17 protein-coding genes and 1 riboswitch are annotated in these 21,086 nt (G+C 39.8%); of the genes, 7 read left to right on the top strand and 10 right to left on the bottom strand.

The window, feature by feature from the left end; translation table 11 throughout:
• Positions 1-235: 235 nt before the first annotated feature.
• The 3 genes from D0469_RS10705 to dacB all read right to left on the bottom strand — a co-directional run bounded on the left by D0469_RS10705 (position 236) and on the right by dacB (position 4,076).
• On the bottom strand, positions 236-1,129 hold the full coding sequence (locus D0469_RS10705) for a 50S ribosomal protein L11 methyltransferase (RefSeq protein ID WP_158553421.1): 894 nt from the start codon (positions 1,127-1,129) through the stop codon (positions 236-238).
• A gap of 163 nt (positions 1,130-1,292) precedes the next feature.
• Entirely contained in the window at positions 1,293-2,270 is a 978-nt protein-coding gene (locus D0469_RS10700; RefSeq protein ID WP_117326738.1) for a ring-cleaving dioxygenase, read from the bottom strand.
• 276 nt (positions 2,271-2,546) lie between these two features.
• Positions 2,547-4,076 (bottom strand): D-alanyl-D-alanine carboxypeptidase/D-alanyl-D-alanine endopeptidase, encoded by a 1,530-nt coding sequence (gene dacB, locus D0469_RS10695; RefSeq protein ID WP_117326737.1) that lies wholly within the window; start codon positions 4,074-4,076, stop codon positions 2,547-2,549.
• Between the two features lie 598 nt (positions 4,077-4,674).
• On the opposite strand from dacB, the gene D0469_RS10690 reads away from it, so the two are divergent.
• Positions 4,675-5,118, top strand: a complete 444-nt coding sequence (locus D0469_RS10690; protein WP_117326736.1) for a hypothetical protein — start codon at positions 4,675-4,677, stop codon at positions 5,116-5,118.
• Positions 5,106-5,393, top strand: a complete 288-nt coding sequence (locus D0469_RS10685) for a YxcD family protein (protein ID WP_117326735.1) — start codon at positions 5,106-5,108, stop codon at positions 5,391-5,393. Before D0469_RS10690 ends, D0469_RS10685 begins: the two co-directional genes overlap by 13 nt.
• Before the next feature lie 116 nt (positions 5,394-5,509).
• Here the strand turns inward: D0469_RS10685 and D0469_RS10680 are convergent, their stop codons facing one another.
• The 5 genes from D0469_RS10680 to D0469_RS10660 all read right to left on the bottom strand — a co-directional run bounded on the left by D0469_RS10680 (position 5,510) and on the right by D0469_RS10660 (position 11,030).
• Entirely contained in the window at positions 5,510-6,970 is a 1,461-nt protein-coding gene (locus tag D0469_RS10680; RefSeq protein ID WP_117326734.1) for a protein adenylyltransferase SelO, read from the bottom strand.
• 531 nt (positions 6,971-7,501) lie between these two features.
• Positions 7,502-8,242: an amino acid ABC transporter ATP-binding protein gene (locus D0469_RS10675; RefSeq protein ID WP_117326733.1), complete on the bottom strand. Its 741-nt coding sequence runs from the start codon at positions 8,240-8,242 to the stop codon at positions 7,502-7,504.
• Positions 8,243-8,257: 15 nt separating this feature from the next.
• Positions 8,258-8,917, bottom strand: a complete 660-nt coding sequence (locus D0469_RS10670; RefSeq protein WP_117326822.1) for an amino acid ABC transporter permease — start codon at positions 8,915-8,917, stop codon at positions 8,258-8,260.
• Between the two features lie 834 nt (positions 8,918-9,751).
• Positions 9,752-10,528, bottom strand: a complete 777-nt coding sequence (locus D0469_RS10665) for an amino acid ABC transporter substrate-binding protein (protein WP_117326732.1) — start codon at positions 10,526-10,528, stop codon at positions 9,752-9,754.
• Between the two features lie 346 nt (positions 10,529-10,874).
• Entirely contained in the window at positions 10,875-11,030 is a 156-nt protein-coding gene (locus D0469_RS10660) for a DUF1540 domain-containing protein (protein WP_117326731.1), read from the bottom strand.
• 264 nt (positions 11,031-11,294) lie between these two features.
• Between D0469_RS10660 and D0469_RS10655 the strand changes: the two genes are divergently transcribed.
• From D0469_RS10655 to D0469_RS10635, 5 genes are all read left to right on the top strand, one after another.
• Complete coding sequence (locus D0469_RS10655; protein ID WP_117326821.1) at positions 11,295-12,737, top strand: MFS transporter; 1,443 nt, start codon at positions 11,295-11,297, stop codon at positions 12,735-12,737.
• A 526-nt stretch (positions 12,738-13,263) separates the two neighbouring features.
• Positions 13,264-13,980, top strand: a complete 717-nt coding sequence (locus tag D0469_RS10650) for an SDR family oxidoreductase (protein ID WP_117326730.1) — start codon at positions 13,264-13,266, stop codon at positions 13,978-13,980.
• Positions 13,981-14,225: 245 nt separating this feature from the next.
• Positions 14,226-15,116, top strand: a complete 891-nt coding sequence (locus tag D0469_RS10645) for an aldo/keto reductase (protein ID WP_199478477.1) — start codon at positions 14,226-14,228, stop codon at positions 15,114-15,116.
• A 255-nt stretch (positions 15,117-15,371) separates the two neighbouring features.
• Complete coding sequence (locus D0469_RS10640) at positions 15,372-16,286, top strand: LysR family transcriptional regulator (RefSeq protein ID WP_117326728.1); 915 nt, start codon at positions 15,372-15,374, stop codon at positions 16,284-16,286.
• Positions 16,287-16,390: 104 nt separating this feature from the next.
• A complete protein-coding gene (locus tag D0469_RS10635) occupies positions 16,391-17,794 on the top strand; it encodes an MFS transporter (RefSeq protein WP_117326727.1) in 1,404 nt (467 codons plus the stop codon).
• Between the two features lie 496 nt (positions 17,795-18,290).
• Here the strand turns inward: D0469_RS10635 and D0469_RS10630 are convergent, their stop codons facing one another.
• Positions 18,291-18,638, bottom strand: coding sequence for a helix-turn-helix domain-containing protein (locus D0469_RS10630; RefSeq protein WP_117326726.1), 348 nt, complete (start codon positions 18,636-18,638; stop codon positions 18,291-18,293).
• A gap of 617 nt (positions 18,639-19,255) precedes the next feature.
• A complete protein-coding gene (locus tag D0469_RS10625) occupies positions 19,256-20,602 on the bottom strand; it encodes an amino acid permease (RefSeq protein ID WP_117326725.1) in 1,347 nt (448 codons plus the stop codon).
• Positions 20,603-20,747: 145 nt separating this feature from the next.
• A riboswitch (glycine riboswitch) is annotated at positions 20,748-20,827 on the bottom strand.
• Positions 20,828-21,086 lie beyond the last annotated feature (259 nt).

Genomic DNA, 21,086 nt, shown 5'->3' with positions numbered 1-21,086 from the left:
ATATCTCTGCCGAGGCCTTCCTTGTCCTATTACAACGGCACTCTGTTCTGTTCCGCTTCCTGACAAAGGAACTAGACTTAGTTCTGGAACGTCCTGTTCGACAGGGCTGGAGCAGACATCTGTACTTGTTAAAAAAGTGATTTGTTATTATCTATTAAAAAAGCTGCCATATTGGCAGCTCGCTCAAAAACTCACCAAACAATATAAACATTAATCAAGGCATTATGCCTCTAACTCATATTCTTTTCTTCGTAAGCAACGCAGTCACCCATTCTTCGGAATGTACAATTTTTTCAGCGACATATCCTTTTTCTTTATATAGTAATAAGGTTTCTTTGTAGTTCCAGTCGACCATGCCTGATAACAACAGCTTTCCATCCATTAACAGATGGCTATTCAGAAAAGGCAGTAATTGTTCAATTTCTTTTGCCGCGATATTCACAAAAATCCAATCAAACACACCCTCTATTTGAATGTCAGGAAGCAGGACATTTCCTTGTAAAACAGAAATATTATTCTCTACTTTGTTTAAACCTGCATTGTACAACACTTCTGCTTTAACATCCTCGACGTCTACAGACATCACCTGTTCTGCACCAACAAGAGCTGCACCAATGCTTAATAACCCCGCTCCCGCTCCCAAATCAAGCACCCTTTTCCCTTGCAAATCTTCTTTTAAAATAAAACGCAGGCAATCTTGGGTCGTTCCATGCAATCCCGAACCAAACGCCCTGGGCGGTTCAAAGTGGATAACACGGCCTTCCACCTTTTCTTGCGTAAGAGTTGGCTTTATGAACCACCCATTCCCTAGATCGATAACCGGAAAAGGCTGCTGCCAATCTTGTGTTTCAATAAATTTATACTGAATGTCTTCCGTTCCCACCTCTAAAATCGCGGCTAACTCTTCCCTGGCTTTTTTTGAGTCAACTGAGAAAACGTTCGTTTTTTCTAAAATAACTTTTAATTCAACATCAACATCCTTGAGTTCAACAAACCCATATCCATTTTCCTCAGCAAACTGTTCGATTGGCTGGTCGTAATATGTATTGTAAAAACCATATTGATTTAGTTTTTCAATCGCTTCATCTGCTTTCTTAAGCAGCATTGTAATCGTAAATTCATGTAACATCCCATTCATCCTCATTTTATGCTAAATTATTTACCATTCTAAACCATTGGTTATGCTTTTTCCACACCCCCTCCCATGCATTGCACAGAGTTCTACCGAGACACTTTTTTTACACAAGAAAGACCACCCCCATGTTAAATCAGCATTAGGGTGGTCTTTCTTATTATTCTTTGATAAATTGTTGTGTACTTCTCACAGTGTCAATCGGCCGAACCAGCCGTTCAATTTGTTCACGCTTCGGTTCCAAAAATGGAGGCAATGACAATTTTTCACCCAAAGTTTCATACGGCTCATCGCCCATGAATCCTGGACCATCGGTTGCAAACTCAAATAAAATCTGCGGAGAAACCCTGGAGTACAAAGATCCAAAAAAGAAGCGATCAACAAAACCGGATGTTTGGAATCCAAAGCTTCTTAACCGTTTATCCCACTCTTCCAGTACTGAACGGTCGTCCACCCGGAATGCAGCATGGTGAACCGTACCATACCCCTGCCGCGCTTGAGGAAGAATTGCATTATACTCTGCTACCACCTGCGCACCATTCCCTCCTTCACCAACTTCAAAAAGATGGAAAGATCCTTCTTGAGCAATTTCTTTAAATGATAGAACCTTCTGCATCATGTCCTTAAAGTAATCGAAGTTAGAAACACGAACAAAGATTGGGCCTAAGCCGGTAATAGCATACTCAAGCGGGATCGGCCCATTCTGCCATGGTGTACCAGCCTCTACACCTTTATTATTTTCATCTGAAATTAATTGATATTGCTGGTCATCAAAATCAACGAAAGACAGTGTCTTTTTACCAAATTGCTCTGTAATCCCGGAATGCTTTACCTCTAGACGGTCAAACCGCTTGACCCAATATTCAATGGCTGTATCACTTGGTACCCGAAAGGACGTTTTAGATATTTCATCCGTACCATGAACACCTTTTGGAATGCCAGGAAAATCGAAGAACGTCATATCTGTACCCGGACTGCCTGTATCATCGGCAAAAAACAAGTGATATGTCTGGATATCATCCTGATTAACCGTTTTCTTTACCAATCGCATACCTAAAACAAATGTGAAAAACTCATAATTCTTCTCTGCGCTGCTTGTAATAGCTGTGACGTGATGTACTCCCTTTAAGCTGTTCATAATTATTCCTCCCATCAACCTTTTATCATGTTTCGTACTACATTCCTCTAAGGGAATGATATCAACCGTTACATACTCTTTCATTTTTCCTAAAATTTCTAGTATTAATCATTTTATATGGCACAAAAATAGTCTTAATTCATATATCTTTAATTCAAGATAAAGATAGCATGTTTATATTTTACTGTCAATAAGCAGGCTTCTAAAAAGTTATCATTCACTGGAAAATAAAAAAGCTGCTCCGAAGTGAAGTGACTCCTGGAACAGCTTTTTAGTTTATTTTTTAAATTCATGAGCCGCTAGTTCAATTACAATCGCGTCTTCTACCTTAGACACGGAAGAACTGAGATGGTTATTATTCATAATAGAGAAAATCAGTTTCTCTCCGTCCTGTGTTGTTACATAACCCGAAAGAGTGGAAACCCCGGTTAATGAGCCAGTCTTTGCCTTCACATTTCCTTTTGTCGATTGATGTGTCATACGGGAACGCAATGTTCCTCCAACCAAACGGTCAGTTATTCCTGCTACCGGCAGGGAATCTTCAAATGAAGGGAACCAGCTTTTATCCTGTAAAGAATAAAGAAGTTCTGTTAGCTCGTTGGCTGGGATCAACGTTTTATGAGACATACCCGAGCCATCCCGGAGAACAATCGTGCTGCTATTAAGCCCTGAATCTGCAAGCCATTCCTCAAGTACTTGAAGACCTTTATCCCAGCTGCCTTCCCCGTATACTGCCTTCCCCATTTCTTTGGTAAGCGTTTCGGCATGCCCGTTATTGCTCAGCTTCATAAATGGAATGAGCAGTTCCTTTAGCGGCATTGATTTCTTAAGGGTCAGAAAAGTTGCATTCTGTGGAGTAACGCCCATTTTTTTGTCTGATTTTCCGATCAGCTTCACACCATTCTGTTGAAGAGACCTATTGAAAATATCAAGTACATAACCCGCTGGCTCCCATACGGCAATCCAGCTTCTTGATTTCGATCCATTCAACGGGATTGTACCTTCTACTATAATCTTATTTGTTCCATGCTCTCTAGTAACCGAAATTCTTTTTGGTTCATTCTCTCCAACTGTTTCTGTTTTATTTACAATAGCCACATAATCGGTTGTAGGTATCAGTTTCACTTGAGCGCTCTCTCCAATTTTAGCTGCTGGGCTTGCCTCCACGATGACCGTTCCAGCGTCATAATCTTCATTTGGAGAAAGGGTCAGCGCTGACACTTGAGCACCGGTATAGTTAAACTCATCGGACCAATTCAAATCCTGTGAGTAGCGGACATCGTCATACCAGCTATCATCAGCAATCAAGTCTCCTTTAATCTTATGTATACCTTTTGCTTTTATATCCTTTGCAAACTGATCAAGATCATTTCTTAAAAGAGTAGGATCACCCTTTCCCTTTAAATATAGATTTCCTTGAAGAACTCCACCCGTAACAGTTCCATCAGTCCATATTTCCGTAGTAAATTGATAGTCTGTTCCGAGTTTTTCCAATGCTGCTGCGGCAGTTATCAGTTTCATATTGGAAGCAGGGTGCAACCGTGTATTACCGAGATTGGAATATAAGATTTCCCCTGTTTTGGCGTTTCTGACACTAACTCCTGTTAACGCTCCTTCCAGCCCCTCGTCCTTTAATAAACTGTCTATCTTAGCTTTTAAAGTTACCGGCTGGGTTATATTTGATTGAGCAGTTTCCCCTGAGGCCGATGCAAATAATGCCTGATTCTCGGCGGAAAATGGAAAAAGTATTAATAAGGCCATAAGGAATAATAAAAAAGGCTTTTTCGGTTTCTTATTTTGATACATATACACACACCCCTTTCACTTGATAATACGAATCTACAGTATTTTGGAAAAATATTTAATAGTTTGAAAATATAACCATTCGATGTACCCAGATACAGATGTAGGATAGGCCAAAAGGTGTTATTCTACTCGTTAGTGTAAGCTTATGACTAAAAAATTGAATTTAATAGGTTCAAACTGCTATAAATTATAATCCATGGATTACTTTAAAAAGGTAAGACATTAAAACTCTTTTATAATTTTTCACCTCAAAAAATTGATGCAATCTATTGACTACTGCTTACTACTGCATTATAATATAGCTAACAGTTAAGAATTACACTGTATTCATAATTTTAATATACTCCAAAGGGGAGTAGCTAACAGTTATGTCGTCATTACGTGATGGTTCCATCACCGGCCTAACTGGCAACATTATGTTGTTTGCGAGACCTTTGCCAGATTGGTAAAGGGATAAAATAGACGTTTCAAAACCTTTATCATTTGGTAAAGGTTTTTTTAAGTTCTATTTTAGGAGGCGACTTGCTATTTAAAAGTTTCTGGCTATCCCATATTTAAAATAATCTATTTTATACTAAATAACATGGAGGTTAATACAATGAAAAAGATTTTAGCAGCTTTACTATCGGCAGCGCTTATTTTTTCTCCTGTGGGGAACTTTGTGTTTCATGATTCTTCAACAAAGGTGGAAGCTAAATCATACAAGTCTGGCAAGAGAAGTTTTAATAGTAACAACCAATCTAACAACAACAATTCGTTTTTCCAAAATAAAAAGGCAGAGAGCACTACCAAGAGTAAGTCCTCAATTGATAATAAAAAAGGCGGATTTAGTTCTGGCGGTTTAATGAAGGGCCTTATGGTAGGAGGACTTGCTGGACTGCTATTCGGAAGTTTAATTGGAAACATGGGAATGCTAGGTTCTATTTTCGGATTACTTATAAACATTCTGGCGATATTCCTTTTAATCTCAGCTATACGGGGCATTTTCTCATATTTCCGTAATAAAAAGAGACACGGGGAGTCAAGCTCATGGAGAAGATAATCATTTCTGAGCAGGATATTATTAATGCTATTTGTGTTTATATTTCTCGCAAAAAACAAGTGAAACCCGAAGAAGTTGAAGTAGAACTCCTATATGATGATGAATTAGGTTTTTCTGCTGAAGCATATGTATATGGCCGAAAACAAGTGCTTATTACAGCAAACATTATAGAAGCTCTTCGCTTATGGCTTGATGAATTTATGAATCGAGATCCTTATACCGGAATTGAGCTAGTTTTAGATGATAAGGAAGGTATAATCGCAGTTATCAGATAAAAGAAGCCAGCTTCATTTTTCTCAAAAAAAGCTTGTATAGATTCTTAAACTGAACTCTACAAGCTTTTTTTATTTCCGACAACAAAGAGGAAATACTCATTTCTATTGCTTTTTTATCATGTACCGCAAAAGGTTTGATAAGGAATGTTTGATTGCGCAGGGAGTGTGCAGTACTCAGCCTGTTCAGGAGAGTGAGCGTAAGGGCTTGAAAGAACCTCTAACAGCCGCTCCATTACACTGTAGTCTCCTTCTTCCACTGCGGCTTCCAGTGCTTCTTCAACCCTATGGTTCCTAGGAATTACCGAAGGGTTGCTGTTTTGCATCAAATGTTGGGAAGACGCTTTCGAGTCATTTTGCCTGCGTAATCTTTCCTGCCATACCTTATGCCACTCGGTAAATTCCGGTGTTCCATGCAGTACCATATCCTCATGTCTTTCAAACGTTAATGCCCGGAAGGTATTGGTATAATCTGCCCGATGCTTCTTCATTATATTTAGAAGGTCCGCAATTAGAGTTCCATCCTCTTTCTCTTCATTAAATATTCCCAATTTTGCCCTCATACCGGAAATCCAATTATTCTGATATAGCTCCGGATAGACTGAGATGGCCTCCTGAGCAATTTCGACAGCTTTCTCCTGATTTTCATGAAGCAGCGGCAATAGACTTTCAGCAAATCGGGCAAGATTCCAACCGCCAATACCTGGCTGGTTTCCGTATGCATAGCGGCCTTGAACGTCAATGGAGCTGAATACCGTTGCCGGATCATAAATATCCATAAAGGCACAAGGACCATAATCTATTGTTTCTCCGCTTATGGTCATGTTGTCAGTGTTCATAACTCCATGGATAAAGCCAACCAGTTGCCATTTGGAAATTAGCCGCGCTTGGCGCTTGATCACTTCCTTAAGCAATGAAAGATATCGGCTCTCATCAGCTTCAACCTCTGGATAATGGCGTTTTATTGCATAATCAGCCAGGACTTTAAGTTCCTCAGCTGTACCCCAATTTGCAGCGTATTCAAAAGTGCCGACTCGCAGATGGCTGGCAGCCACGCGGGTCAAAATGGCTCCTGGCAGCGGGGTCTCCCGAATTACTGGCTCACCGGTTGAAACTACGGCCAGGCTGCGGGTGGTAGGGATACCAAGCGCATGCATGGCTTCGCTGATGATGTATTCGCGCAGCATCGGTCCAAGTGCCGCTCGGCCATCGCCTCCGCGGGAATATGGCGTTCGGCCTGGCCCCTTTAACTCGATATCAAGCCGATCACCATCGGGAGTGATCTGTTCACCAAGGAGCACAGCACGGCCATCCCCTAACTTTGTAAAGTGCCCAAATTGGTGCCCCGCATAAGCTTGAGCAAGAGGCTCCGAGCCTTCCGGAATTCGATTGCCAGCAAACACCGCTATGCCATCTTCACTTTGCAGCTTCTCCGTATTCAATCCCAGGGATGCTGCCAGCGGAGCATTAAAAGTGATCAATTTCGGTGAACTGACAGGGTGCGGATTTTGAGCGGTAAAAAATGTCTTAGGCAGACGGGCATAGCTGTTGTCTAAATTCCATCCTGTTTCTTTTGTCATCGTATCTCCTTTTCTTCCTTTGACTTTTAGTATCATATTACTTCTTTGATTTATTTAGGTATCTACTCTCAATATAAGCACAAGACAGCCCTTTTTAAAGTCTACTTCTTCCAACTAATTATACCCTTTCCAAACAAATACAACGCACTTTAAACACTTTTGACTACGTACTAAATCCAGTGATGTTAGGGTTAAAGAAATAAAGCAAACCTACTCTTGCATTTCTTCCCTATATCTATAATTGCAGCTAACAACAATTGACCATCATTTTAAAGAGCAAACACAAATACTCCTTAATAAAAAAAATCCCCCAAACGAGCAGTTTGAGGGAAATCAAAAAACATCTTCATTATTAGGTTAAACCCTGTATATACTTAATATCCAATTAAGCGGGAATTCATACGAATTAAGCTAAAGACCCGTTTACGCGAAAACTGATATGAATTCTCACATGTAATTGGCTCTGTATCACTGCAGCACGCTCCTATATCCCGCGTAACTGCTGTACTTTTCCGTTAACAAAATATCACTTCAAACTCGGTTCAAAAAGGCTTTTGTACGTTCGTTTCGAGGGTTATCAAACAACTCGGATGGATGGCCGGATTCGATGATTTCTCCATTGTCCATGAAAATAACACGATTTGCTACTTCCTTAGCAAATCCCATTTCATGTGTAACAACTATCATTGTCATTTGCTCTTCAGCCAGGTCCTTCATTACCTTCAATACTTCCCCTGTCAATTCTGGGTCTAATGCTGATGTAGGTTCATCAAAGAGAAGGATTTCAGGATTCATCATGAGAGCTCTTGCAATGGCTACTCTTTGTTTTTGGCCACCAGATAAATTTGCCGGATAGGCGTTCGCCCTATCGGTAAGTCCTATTTTTTTTAAAAGTTCTGTGCTTCTTTGATGAATAACGGATGTTGGCTCGTTCTTCACTAATTTAGGAGGCAGCTCAAGATTTTCTTTAACGGTAAGGTGCGGGAACAAGTTAAAATGCTGAAAGACCATTCCCATTTTAGATGTGATTCTCTTAACCTCTTGAGGTTTCGAGTATACTCCATCCTTGACTAACTGATCACCTGCTACCTTGATGCTGCCGCCGTTTATTTCCTCAAGATGGACCAAACTGCGGAGCATTGTGCTTTTTCCTGACCCAGAGGGACCGATAACTGCAACCACGTCATTTTTATCTACATTAAAAGTTATCTTTTTTAATACTTCCAGATCGCCAAACGATTTTTTAAGGTTGGATACTTCAATGATAGCCACATTCACCAATCCTTCTTATTCAAATTTAAATCTCCGCTCGATCACTTTAAAGACTACCGTTAATACGAGTGTCATAATTAAATAGATCAAACCCGCTACAAAAAACGGTACAATCGTAAAGTCACGATTGACAGCAGTCTGGGCATAGTGCAGCAATTCCGGGACTGCAACCGCATAAAGAAGAGCGGTATCCTTAACCAGTGTTACCGATTCATTTGCAACAGCCGGAAGTGCAACACGAAACATTTGAGGCAATATTATCCTGGTGGTTGTCTGCCATTTATTCAAACCAAGAACCTGGGATGCCTCGTATTGTCCCTTATCAATGGCCAAAAGCCCCCCGCGGAAAATTTCTGCAAAGTATGCGGCATAGTTTAGCACAAAGCCCAAACAAGCTGCGACAAATCTATCTAATACTAAATATTCACCAACAACAGGAAGCATTGGCAGGCCGAAGCATATAAAAAGCAATTGCAGTAAAAGAGGAGTTCCCCTCATTACATAAATATAGCCCTGCGCAAGGAAGGATAATGGCTTAAAGCTGCTTTTAACAGCCAGCGTTAGAAGGAAACCCAGCGGTATCGCCGTAATAATAGCAATTAAAAACAAAAGGACTGTCATCTGAGCCCCTTCAAGCATCGGCCCAAGTATTGATGTAATATAATCCAAAGACAAAAAAACACCTCCAAAAACGAAAAGCGCAAGCACCCCGCCACGAGGAAGAACGGCTAAGGTCGCCACGTCCTGTGGCAACGCCGTTCTGACCCACCTCCTGTGGGCCTCCGACAAGCATAAGACAAGCGCTGACAGAAGGCGCTTTTTGCCTTCCGAAGCGATTGGTTTATGACCTCGAGGGGCCGGGTGCTGGAGCTAGACATCTGTACTTGTGAAAAAAGTTATTCTATTTTTTCTAGCTTAGCGTAAGCGCCTTGAACAGCCCATGAAGGAAATAGGAAAAGACCCGGAAGGCGCTTTTTGCCTTTCGAGGGCTTTTATCTTTTCCACAGTGGGCTAGGCGCTGGAGCTGGACATCAGTATACGTTTAAATAGTTATACTTTCTTAATCTTTTAAGAAAAACGCAAGCACCCCGCCACGAGGAAGAACGGCTAAGGTCGCCACGTCCTGTGGCAACGCCGTTCTGACCCACCTCCTGTGGGCCTCCGGCAAGCATAAGACAAGCGCTGACAGAAGGCGCTTTTTGCCTTCCGAAGCGATTGGCTTATGACCTCGAGGGGCCGGGTGCTGGAGCTAGACATCTGTACTTGTGAAAAAAGTTATTCTATTTTTTCTAGCTTAACGTAAGCGCCTTGAACAGCCCATGAAGGAAATAGGAAAAGACCCGGAAGGCGCTTGTTGCCTTTCGAGGGCTTTTATCTTTTCCACAGTGGGCTAGGCGCTGGAGCTTCACATAGCCCTGCTTAGTTATTCAGCTCGATAATTTAATAATTCCCTTCAGAAAAACAAAACAGGGTTCCCTTCGGAAAACCTGTTCTGCCTTAAATTCCATATTACTTTAATACTTTATCTTCACCAAACCACTTTTTAGAGATTTCAGCGGCTGTTCCGTCCTCATTCAATTCATCAAGTGCTTTTTGGAGCTTTTCAAGCAATTCATCGTTGCCTTTTTTCACACCGATACCATATTCTTCAGGAGCAAGAGATTCATCAAGCACCTTAAATGATTCTCCCTGTTTAGTCATGTAATAGTTAATAACAATCTCATCAATTACTACTGCATCGACACGGCCGCTCTTTAAGTCAGATAAGGCCTGAACATTGTCGGCAAACTCTGTAACCGTCTTAATTTTTGATTTAATCGGGGCAGCGTTCAAGGCATCTGAAGCAGATGATAGAGATTGCAAACCAACGATTTTACCTTCTAAGTCAGCCACTTTAGTAAGCTTTGAGTCCGCCTTTGTCACAACTACCTGTGCATTTTCTAAATAGGGTTTTGTGAAAAGAACTTTTTCTTTCCGTTCTTCCGTAATAGTGTAACCATTCCAGATAAGATCAATTCGTCCGGAGCTAAGCTCCGCTTCTTTTGTTTTCCAGTCTATTGGCTGAAACTTAACTTTTGTTCCCATTTTTTCTGCTGCAGCGTTAGCATAGTCAATATCAAAACCGACAATTTTATTATCCTCATCGCGGAATCCCATTGGAGCAAATTTATCATCAATACCAATGACAAGTGTATTGTCCTCTGCTTTTCCAGCAGATTTAGAGCATCCTGCAGCAATCACAAATACCGATGCCACAATAAGCAGCAGAGTTGCTAAACGTTTCATATCTATGTTGACCACCTTCTATTGAAATTAAACTCACTTTAACACACTACCATGTTAGTAGACTAATATATTATAACTCTATAATATTATAAAAATCAATATCCAGGGTAAGTAAATATTATGGTACTTTTGGGGCAGGATAATCAGTTCAGCGGAAAACTCGTGCGCGTGCGGTTATTCACAGATGAAAATAGGAAAAAGTGAAAAGGACTGTCTCAAAAGTCGGTATTAGACTTTTAGAGTACAGCCCTTTTTACAGATGTAAGAGTTAAAGAATTAATATCTCTTTTCATACCTTTCTACGCGTTTTTTTCTATCCAGTTTTTTTTATAAGGAATCCTCAAATTCATTTGCGGTGCTCAAAGGTTTTACAAGCTGTTTCCTCAACATCAGCAGCATCTCTGCCGTGCTCGCCAATCACATAAATAGAGTCGGCAATACACTTATCACCTTTTGCCCAGTATTTACAATTCTCCACATTGCATAATACCTCAGTTGTCATGCAGGGCCACCTCCTTTATAAGGTTTCTTCTTCAATACCCTTTTTTGAGATGAGCCAATCATTTTTTCTCCATTTAAACTAAAGTCTTTTTCACTAACCTTTAAGGAGCTTTTAATTGAAATAGAGTTTTTACACCATTGCAATTGAAAATTCTTATGATGATTTCCGTTTTTTTACATGTTTTAGCCGGTTACATAAGGGAAAAAACGTTTATGCACTAATTTTAAATACTAGAAAAAATAAGATAGGAGGAACAATGTGAATATGTCACTGGATAAATTAAAAGACAATATTTTAGTCGTGGATTCCAGCGTAGCGAAAAAGTCCATGATTGGGACATCTATCGGAAATGCCATGGAGTGGTTTGATTTTGGTATATATTCATTTTTAGCAGTAACAATGGGAAAGGTATTTTTCCCTGAAATAGATCCTTCATTTCAATTAATCTATGCTTTCGCGACTTTTGCGGTTGCATTTATTGCAAGGCCAATTGGAGGTATGTTTTTTGGAATGATAGGAGACCGCATGGGCCGAAAGAAGGTCCTCGCTTCTACAATGATTCTAATGGCTGCCGCCACATTAAGTATTGGACTTATTCCGAGTTTTGCCACTATAGGGATTGCCGCACAGATACTATTGCTCACAGCGAGGCTGGTACAGGGGTTTTCTACCGGCGGAGAATATGCTGGTGCCATGACATATATAGCAGAAACAACTCCCGATAAAAAACGCACTTTCATGGCGAGCGGTTTGGAGGTTGGAACTCTTGTAGGTTTTATTGCCGGAGCCGGTTTAGTAACATTACTGACCTACATACTTGGAACAGAAACAATGGTAGAATGGGGCTGGAGAATTCCATTCTTTATTGCAGCTCCCCTAGGCTTAATTGGTTTTTATTTCCGCAACCACTTGGGGGAAACCCCGGCATTTGAAGCGATGAGTGAAGCAATAGATGAAGGAAATCAACGCACGTCTTTCAAAGAGATCTTTGCCGAGCATTGGAGAGCGCTGTTAATATGCACAGCTGTTGTCATCTTTTATAACGTAATGAGCTATACAGTGCTGACGTATATGCCGTCATACTTGTCTGAAGAACTTGGTTATGGTGAACAAAAAGGACTGCTTTTGCTTGTAATTGTTATGATCGCTATGATTCCTTTAGTAATGGCCATGGGTTATTGGAGTGACTGTATTGGCAGAAACCGCATTTTAAAAGGAGCTTTAATCGGTGCTATAGTACTCAGCATTCCTGCATTTATGCTTGTTCGTTCAGGTAATGTCTATGGCGCATTTTTTGGCCTGCTGATACTTGGCGCTCTGCTCTCTGCTTTACAAGGATCCCTCCCAGCAACTCTGCCTTCATTATTTTTCACCCGAATTCGTTATGGTGCCCTTGCAATTACGTACAATACTGCAACCTCACTTTTTGGGGGTACCACACCTCTTATCGTAGCGTGGTTAGTCAGCATAACAGGAAACAAAATGCTGCCGGCCTATTATTTAATGGGAATGTGCCTCTTTGGGCTTGTTATTGTTACATTGTTCGTCAAAGAAACAGCCGGAAAATCACTGCGCGGATCAGCACCTGTTGTAGAAAATCAAAGTGAAATAAAAGAAGTGCTAAAACATCCGGATAAAGCCCTCTGGTGGTATGAAGAGGTACGACAGGGGAAACAAAAGAACATTGATAAAGTTATGACTGGATAATGGGAACCCATTCTAGAGACATTGCACATTTATAAATACTTTTTAAAAAAACAGCTGGCTCATAGGCTAATGTTAGCCATTTGAGTCAGCTTTCTGTTTTAAATGATTTTATACAGTAAAAGCAGGCTTTTTTATGTCGTTGTTTTTTCCGCTTAATCTGATACCTTATCCCAAATAGTGGTATAAAAAGAATCCAACAAATTTATAATCCCGTACATTTTTTCGGACTATAATTTTGTGAAAGAAAGATTGGAAACTTTCAAATGAGGATAAAATAACTTGTGGATCAAATATTAGCCACAACCAGTAAAGACCCGGTAGCAAATAGTATAATGATTGGAGCTTACTTTACGATTCTGCTCAAAGGTATTTGTTGAGCATTTTATGTGAGAAATGTAATCATATACAGTAAAATATTGAATACACAAAAAGCGCATGTAAAACATAAGTTTCTTTAGCTTGCATATTCTTTAATAAGAATCCGCAGGTTGGTTAAGCAATCATTTGAATAAAGGTGGTTATTACTTTGGTATTAAAAGGAAAAAGAGTAGTTGTTTTAGGCGGTACATCTGGAATTGGTTTAGCCGCTGCTAAGGCGTTTCTCGATGAAGCCGCTCAAGTCATTATCGCTAGCCGTTCTGCTTCAAATTTATCTGAAGCAAAAACAAAGCTTGGTGGTAACGTAGAAGGTTATGAAATTGACTTTCGCAGCGAGGAAAAGGTTGCTGACTTTTTCAAGAAGGTTGGTAATTTTGATCACCTCGTGGTTACTGCAGGGGAAGGTGCAATGGGTCACTTTAGCGAACTACCTGTTTCAACAGTAAGAGAAGCTTTTGACAGCAAATTCTGGGGGCAATACATTTCCGTTCATGCTGCTCTTCCATACTTAAATAATGAAAGTTCCATTACATTAACTTCAGGTGTATATGGTGTACGCCCTCCTAAAGGTGCATCGACTCTAGCTTCCATCAATTCAGCAATTGGCGGATTAGTACGGGGACTTTCAGTAGACCTGGCACCGATCAGAGTAAACGTGGTATCACCTGGAATCGTTGACACTCCTATTTACGGCGGAATGCCAGAAGAACAAAGGAAAGATATGTTTAATGGGATTGCAAAGCAATTACCTGTTGGACGTGTTGCTCAACCTGAAGATATAGCTGAAACCTATGTTTACCTGGCGAAAAACGGATTTACAACTGGTACATCCGTACTTATCGATGGTGGAGCTCATTTAATCTAATCCATTCATCTCAAAGTCAATTCATAATTTGTATACAAAAGAAGTGATGAGGATGACTCAAGTTGCCATAAACTTAGGGTCATCCTCATCTTTTTTATTACAGTGGAAACTTACATGGCCAGATATCATACAACAAAGAATATTTTTGCGGGCCGCGTAAATCCTAAATATGCGTACTTAATACGATCTGACGTTACATTCTGCTTCTATTATGCACAGATAGATAAAAGAAAGGGCTGAACCTAATGGATGATAAGAAAATAGAAGAAATTAAAAATACATTAGCCAAACGTGTTGTACCCCTGCCTGACGGCACTACTTTACCTTGTTTAGGACAAGGAACATGGTACATGGGGGAAAATCCTCAAGAGAGAAACAAGGAAATTAAAGCCTTACAGCTCGGCTTAAGTTTAGGAATGACACTTATTGACACTGCTGAAATGTACGGAAATGGCGATTCTGAACGTTTAGTAGGCGAAGCAATTAAAGGACGCAGAGATGAAGTCTTTATAGTCTCAAAAGTGTATCCCCATCATGCAGGTTTAGATATGATTTCAAACGCATGTGAAAACAGCTTAAAACGACTCGGAACAGACCGTTTAGACTTATATCTTCTTCACTGGAGAGGAAGTGTTCCTTTAGCGGAAACAATTGAAGGTATGGAGAAATTACGCGAAGCAGGGAAAATTTTGAGATGGGGCGTCTCCAATTTTGATACAGTTGATATGGAAGAGCTATGGAACACTACAAATGGAAAAAATAGTATGACAAATGAAGTACTATACCATTTAGGTTCAAGAGGAATCGACTTCGATCTTTTACCATGGCATCGTGAACATAACATGCCAATCATGGCCTACAGTCCTCTTGCTCAAGGAGGCTCTTTAAGAAGACAACTCTTAAGCGATCCAACTATTCAGGATATTGCTGACAAATACAATGCCCAGCCACTACAAATTGCTCTCGCCTGGACCATACGTTCAAATAGCGTCATTGCCATACCAAAAGCGGTTCAAGAAGAACATGTTTTTGCAAATGCTGAAGCAGCAATGATTGAATTGGTTGAAGAAGATCTCAAAAGACTTGATCAAGTATTTCCTAAACCTACTAGGAAAATGCCATTGGATATTATTTAATTAATTATTTTAAGGGTTTATTTTTAAAATCACCTTGGCAACCACAACATGGGTTGGATAGTGAACGTACATAAAAGATGCGAGGTGTTTACCTTCAGTTGCCCGGAAAATCAATTACAGATAATATGATAAATTCAATTTCCCCAATGATTAATACTTAATTTTAATGCAAACACGTAATGTTACCTCCATTTCCTTTTCTGTTTCCCTTTTGTTGTTTTCCATCTATACTAAAGAAAAAAAGGGGAAAGTAAAATGACATTGCAGCAGCTGAAATATGTTATTGAAATTGTACTTTGCGGCTCCATTAATGAAGCTGCACGGCGCCTTTATATATCGCAGCCAAGTTTATCAAAGGCGGTGAAAGAACTGGAAAAAGAACTTGGCTTTGACATTTTTCTCCGTACATCCAAGGGCATTACGCTTTCAACCGACGGGGCCGAATTTCTTGGATATGCCCGGCAGGTGGTGGAGCAAACGGAACTGATGGAGCGCCGTTATTTTAACGCAGCACCTTCCCGGCAGATGTTTTCTGTTTCCACCCAGCATTACGCGTTCGCAGTCAATGCGTTTGTCGAAATGATTAAGAAGCATGGTGCTCCTGAATATCAATTCACCTTAAGAGAAACAAGAACCTATGAAATTATCGAAGACGTGAAAAATCTGCGCAGTGAAATCGGCATTTTATATATTAGCTCGTTTAACGAAAAAGTCATGATGCAAATGATGAAGGACGAGGGATTGGACTTCCATCCACTATTTGAAGCGAAACCGCACATTTTTGTCAGTGCCCAAAACCCGCTTGCCTCTAAATCATCGGTCACGCTCGAAGATATAGAAAATTACCCGCGTCTTTCCTTTGAACAGGGTGAGTTTAATTCTTTTTATTACTCAGAAGAAATATTCAGCACCATCCCACGCAAAAAAAGCATTCATGTCAGCGACCGGGCAACCCTGTTTAATCTATTGATTGGGCTGAATGGCTATACGATTTCCACCGGTATTTTAAGTTCCGATTTAAACGGTTCTGACATTGTTTCCGTGCCGCTTGATGAAGACGAGACCATTTCAGTCGGCTGGATCGTCCACAAAAAAACAAGGATAAGCAAAATGGCCAATATTTATTTGGAGGAATTAAAGCAAATTATCGACTATTATGCCGCACTTTGATATAGCTTTTGGCTATATCTGATTATCCATATTAACAGTTACGCTATATCTTATTTCCCGTGCTATGATACATACACAATCTACATAGCAAGGGAGAGTAAACAATGACAACCAATGCAAAACCATCTGCATTTAAAGTGCGTAAAATTAATGCTTCTGAAGTAATGGCTGCCAGTAAGTTTGGCCGTTTTCATTTGTTGGTTTTTTTATGGTGTGTATACGCGATTGGATTCGACGGTTTTGATATTGCAATGTATGGGGTAGGATTGCCATTGATGATGGAGGAGTTCAGTTTAACTCTTGTTGAAGCAGGGGCCGTCGGCAGCTATACACTGGTAGGAATGATGGTCGGTGCGTTTGTATTTGGCCCGCTAGCCGATATGATAGGTCGCAAAAAAGTTTTGGCTATTTGCATGTTTTTGTTCAGTGTGTTTTCTTTGTTAGCCGGACTGGCATCAACAATAACGATTTTTACTGTTATGCGCTTTATAGCTGCCCTTGGGATGGGTGGCCTTATGCCAAACGTCATTTCTTTAATGACGGAATATTCCCCCAAAAAAAACCGGGCTCTCATTGTAGCGACCATGTACTGCGGCTATTCAGTGGGAACCATCCTAGCTTCACTGATTGGGATGTACATCATGGAAGACTTCGGATGGAGAGTTTTGTACTGGCTGGGAATTATTCCACTGTTTACATTGCCGGTCTTTCTTAAAAAATTTCCTGAATCTCTTTCCTATTACATTCTTCATAAACAGGGAGACAAACTGGCAAAAATATTAAATCAAGTAGACCCTAGTGGAAATTACAAAGAAACAGATGATTATGAATATACAAATGCCAAAGAAAGTGCGAAAGGCTTTCCAGTAAAGAAGTTGTTTGCGAATAACCGCGCCGTCAGTACATTCGCATTTTGGATCATGGTATTCAGCTGTCTGCTGATGATATATGGGTTAAATACATGGCTGCCAAAAATCATGCAGGAGTCCGGCTACGGATTAACTTCCAGTCTCTCATTCAGTCTCGTTTTGGCGATTGGACAGATAGTAGGATCCTTGCTCGGTGGTTATTTGGTTGACCGAATCGGCCATCGAAAAGTACTTGTTTCGATGTATTTGCTTGGTGCGATTTGCTTCATTGCACTCAGCATTACGACCAATTCACTGCTGCTGTATGTATTGATCGCCGTTGGCGGCGCCTGCACAGGTGGAACGCAAAATCTCGCGAATCCGTATATCTCTGAGTTTTATCCGAAAGAGACACGTGCAACAGGAGTTGGGGTAGCTGTTGGTGTTGGACGGATTGGGGCGATCCTTGCTCCAATTATCATCGGTTTGCTTCTCGCAGCCAACTTTGCGCCACAAAGCGCATTTATGGCCTTTGCCATTCCAAGCATCCTTGGGTGTATTGCACTTTTATTTGTTCAAGAAAAATACGGCAGTTTTGATCGACTGGATGTTTCTCAAAATGGAAAAATGGTGTTAATAAATGTGATGGAAAAACGCTGAAAGCATTAATTGACGCTAGATAGAGCTTTTCTCGTCTTGCACGCAACGGACGATCAACAATTTCCTCCGAAAGACCTTCATTTTACTGAAGGTCTCTTCACCGTTACGATTTCTCATAACCTCATATATTTATGCAAGTGACTTCTGTGATTCTACGTGACAAGCCGGTTCTGTTTTTTATATAGCTTGAAAGAAAGTGCTTATTTCTGCTTTTCAGCTAATACCTCTGTTAAATAATCGGCTACATTATTTATCTGTTCTTCCGGATTAGGACCACTGTGACCATCAGCACCTTCTCTTCCATGACATGCTAAACTATTTCCTTTACTAAACAGGTTTTCATGATCACCCAAGAAAGAATATAAAAAAGACTATAGATTTTTTTAATCTATGATCCATTCGCCTTTGGGATTTTGTTTGATTTACAATGTATTTAAATAAATAAACCAACACTTTTAAAAGGGCTTATTATCAAATTTTTTCTAAAATCAACGCATCAATCAACTTCTGTTTCTATCAATTCAGATAGGGTTTTAATTAATTTTTGATGCTTTTTACTTAATTTGTTATATCTTAGTTCTAATTTTTTAAATTTCCTATTTATATCAGATATTAATGTAGCTTGTTCCTCATCCTCTACACCATCGAAAAAAGTAGTTACAGGTACTTTGAAAACCGTGGACAGCTCTCGTAAACTTTCTAAGCTAGTATTCTGTCTCCCATTCTCGATATTAACCACAGAAGAACGGGAGAGATTAAGAAGTCTTGCCAATTCTTCTTGAGACATATTATGGTATTCCCTTAGTTTCTTCACATTTTGACCTACAATTAGTTTTATATCCATTGCCGCCACTCCTCTGAGCTGATATCCCTAATACTATTTTACTGTTTCCGGCATTTTTTTTAAAATATCTTGACTTATATCGGAATGTCAGTTGTTACTTTGAACTGTTTACGACTTCAATAGTAAATTTAATTAAATGTTGTTTTCCCTTTTCTTCGCTAAAAAATTTTTATAATATTTAGTACAAAATATTGCCTCAACAGTACATAAAACCTTTCCGGTCAATACTTCTTGATTATGATCCAGGAAAAGGTCACCTTCCCACAATTAAGTGAAGCGCAAGCGCTCTGGGCAGCCCCGATAACATAAGACAAACGCTGACAGAAGGCGCTTTTGCCTTCCGAAGCGATTGGATTATGAACTCGAGGGGCTGGGCGCTGGAGCTAGACATCTGGACTTGTTAAAAAGCTATACTTTCTCATCTTATAAAAAAGAAGCAGGTAACCCCTTAATATCGGGTTCCTGCTTCTTTGTTTGTATAAACTTCGCGACTGACTCTTCTAGTGCAGATGGATACTTTGATAAACCTAAAAAAATTTTGAATATTGAACCTGGCTCCATGCCCCTTTACTGTATTCCATACTGCCGTCTATATATAAGATTGCTTTAGGGAAATATTAATTACTATTTTTCCTCCTAAATAAATACAATACGAATAAAAGCGCAAACCATAAAGGTGTCATTAATACAGATAAACGAGTTGCTTCAGCGTATAACATAATAATTAAAATGAATACAAATAACGCTAATACTACATAATTCATAAAGGGCGTCAATGGCGCTTTAAAAGTTGATTTTTTTCGTAAATCCGGGCGTAATTTGGTATATCGGATATGAGAAATTAAGATTATACCCCAAACCCAAATAAAACAAATCGCGCTTATGGTCGTCACAATGCCAAAAGCTTGTTCAGGTATAAGTTTGCTTAAAAAAGCTCCAATTGAAACGACAACCGTTGATGTAAGCAAAGCGTTACTCGGCACATGATTTTTATTTAATTTAGCAAGTTTAGCCGGTCCCTGCTTATGACTGCCTAAATTAAATAAAATTCTGCTCGTTGAAAACAATCCACTATTACAGGCTGACGCAGCTGATGTTAAGACAACAAAATTGATAATCCCTGCTGCTACTGGAATACCCACTAAGCCAAACACCTGAACGAACGGACTGCTAGATGCATTTAATTGATTCCACGGATTAATACATAGAATGACGAAAAGGGCCCCCACATAGAAAAATAGAATTCTCATAGGAATTTTATTAATAGCAGATGGTATGTTTTTTTGTGGGTTGGCTGTTTCCGCTGCAGATACTCCTACTAATTCTACGCCGACATAGGCAAATACAACCATTTGAAATGAAAGTAAAAAGCCAGATGCCCCATTCGGAAATAGACCGCCATATTCCCATAGGTTTTGTACAGAAACAGCTCCCGTATCTGTTTGGAACCCAATGACTAGCAAAATCGTACCCAAAATGATTAAAGCAAGAATCGTAATTACCTTAATTAAGGCAAACCAAAACTCTAACTCTCCAAAAAGCTTAACTGTAAGTAAATTCAGCCCCAATAAAATGACTAAACAGATTAAAGCGGGTATCCATTGGGGGATATCAAACCAATATTGCACATAAACACCAACCGCTATTATATCGGCCATTGCCACCATTATCCAGCAAAACCAATAAGTCCAGCCTGTAACAAATCCTGCCCAAGGCCCAATATAATCTACAGCAAAGTCCGTAAACGATTGATAACCTGAATTGGATAGAAGGAGCTCTCCTAATGCCCTCATAACAAAAAACACTGCCATCCCTATTATTAAATAAGCCAGTATAATAGATGGACCTGCTAATTGTATAGCCTTACCTGAACCTAAAAACAAACCTGTGCCAATCGTTCCGCCAATGGCTATTAATTGTACGTGTCTATTTTTCAAATCCCGTCTTAACTCTTGCTGCGCCACGTAACATTCCCCCATGTTGAATTATTAAACTTTGCATATAATGCTTTTTTAAACACAAAAAAAGAGATTGGAGTGCTCCAATCTCTTAAAAGTCAAGAATAAAAAATAACGCTTTATTATCCTCATAGAATAACAAATCGCATTGTTGTTTACTCCTGTCCTTTTGCCTGAGATTGTGAACCCTTCGGCGTCGCAAAGATTTGCGATCTCTCCAGAAACTGCTCCTGCTAGAGTTTTACCCCTAACATTCATCGCGTGTTAGTTATTCAATTGTAATAGTATGAGCGAATATATTCACGTTGGTACCTTATTCTTTTTCACATTTTATTATATCATAATATTAATAAAAAGGATAAAGAAATATAAGTGGGTGCGTATTAAGTAGTGGATAAATGGCAGAAGACCATTTTAAACCAGTTGAAGGAACTTCAATAGAGAAGGAAGTTCGATAAGGTGGTTTATGCATGAAATTATTCAGCAAAGA

The sequence above is a fragment of the Peribacillus saganii genome, assembly GCF_003429095.1.
Taxonomy (GTDB): domain Bacteria; phylum Bacillota; class Bacilli; order Bacillales; family DSM-1321; genus Peribacillus; species Peribacillus saganii.
Note: the sequence above shows the minus strand (reverse complement) of the source record. Positions and strands in the feature narration are given on the sequence as shown.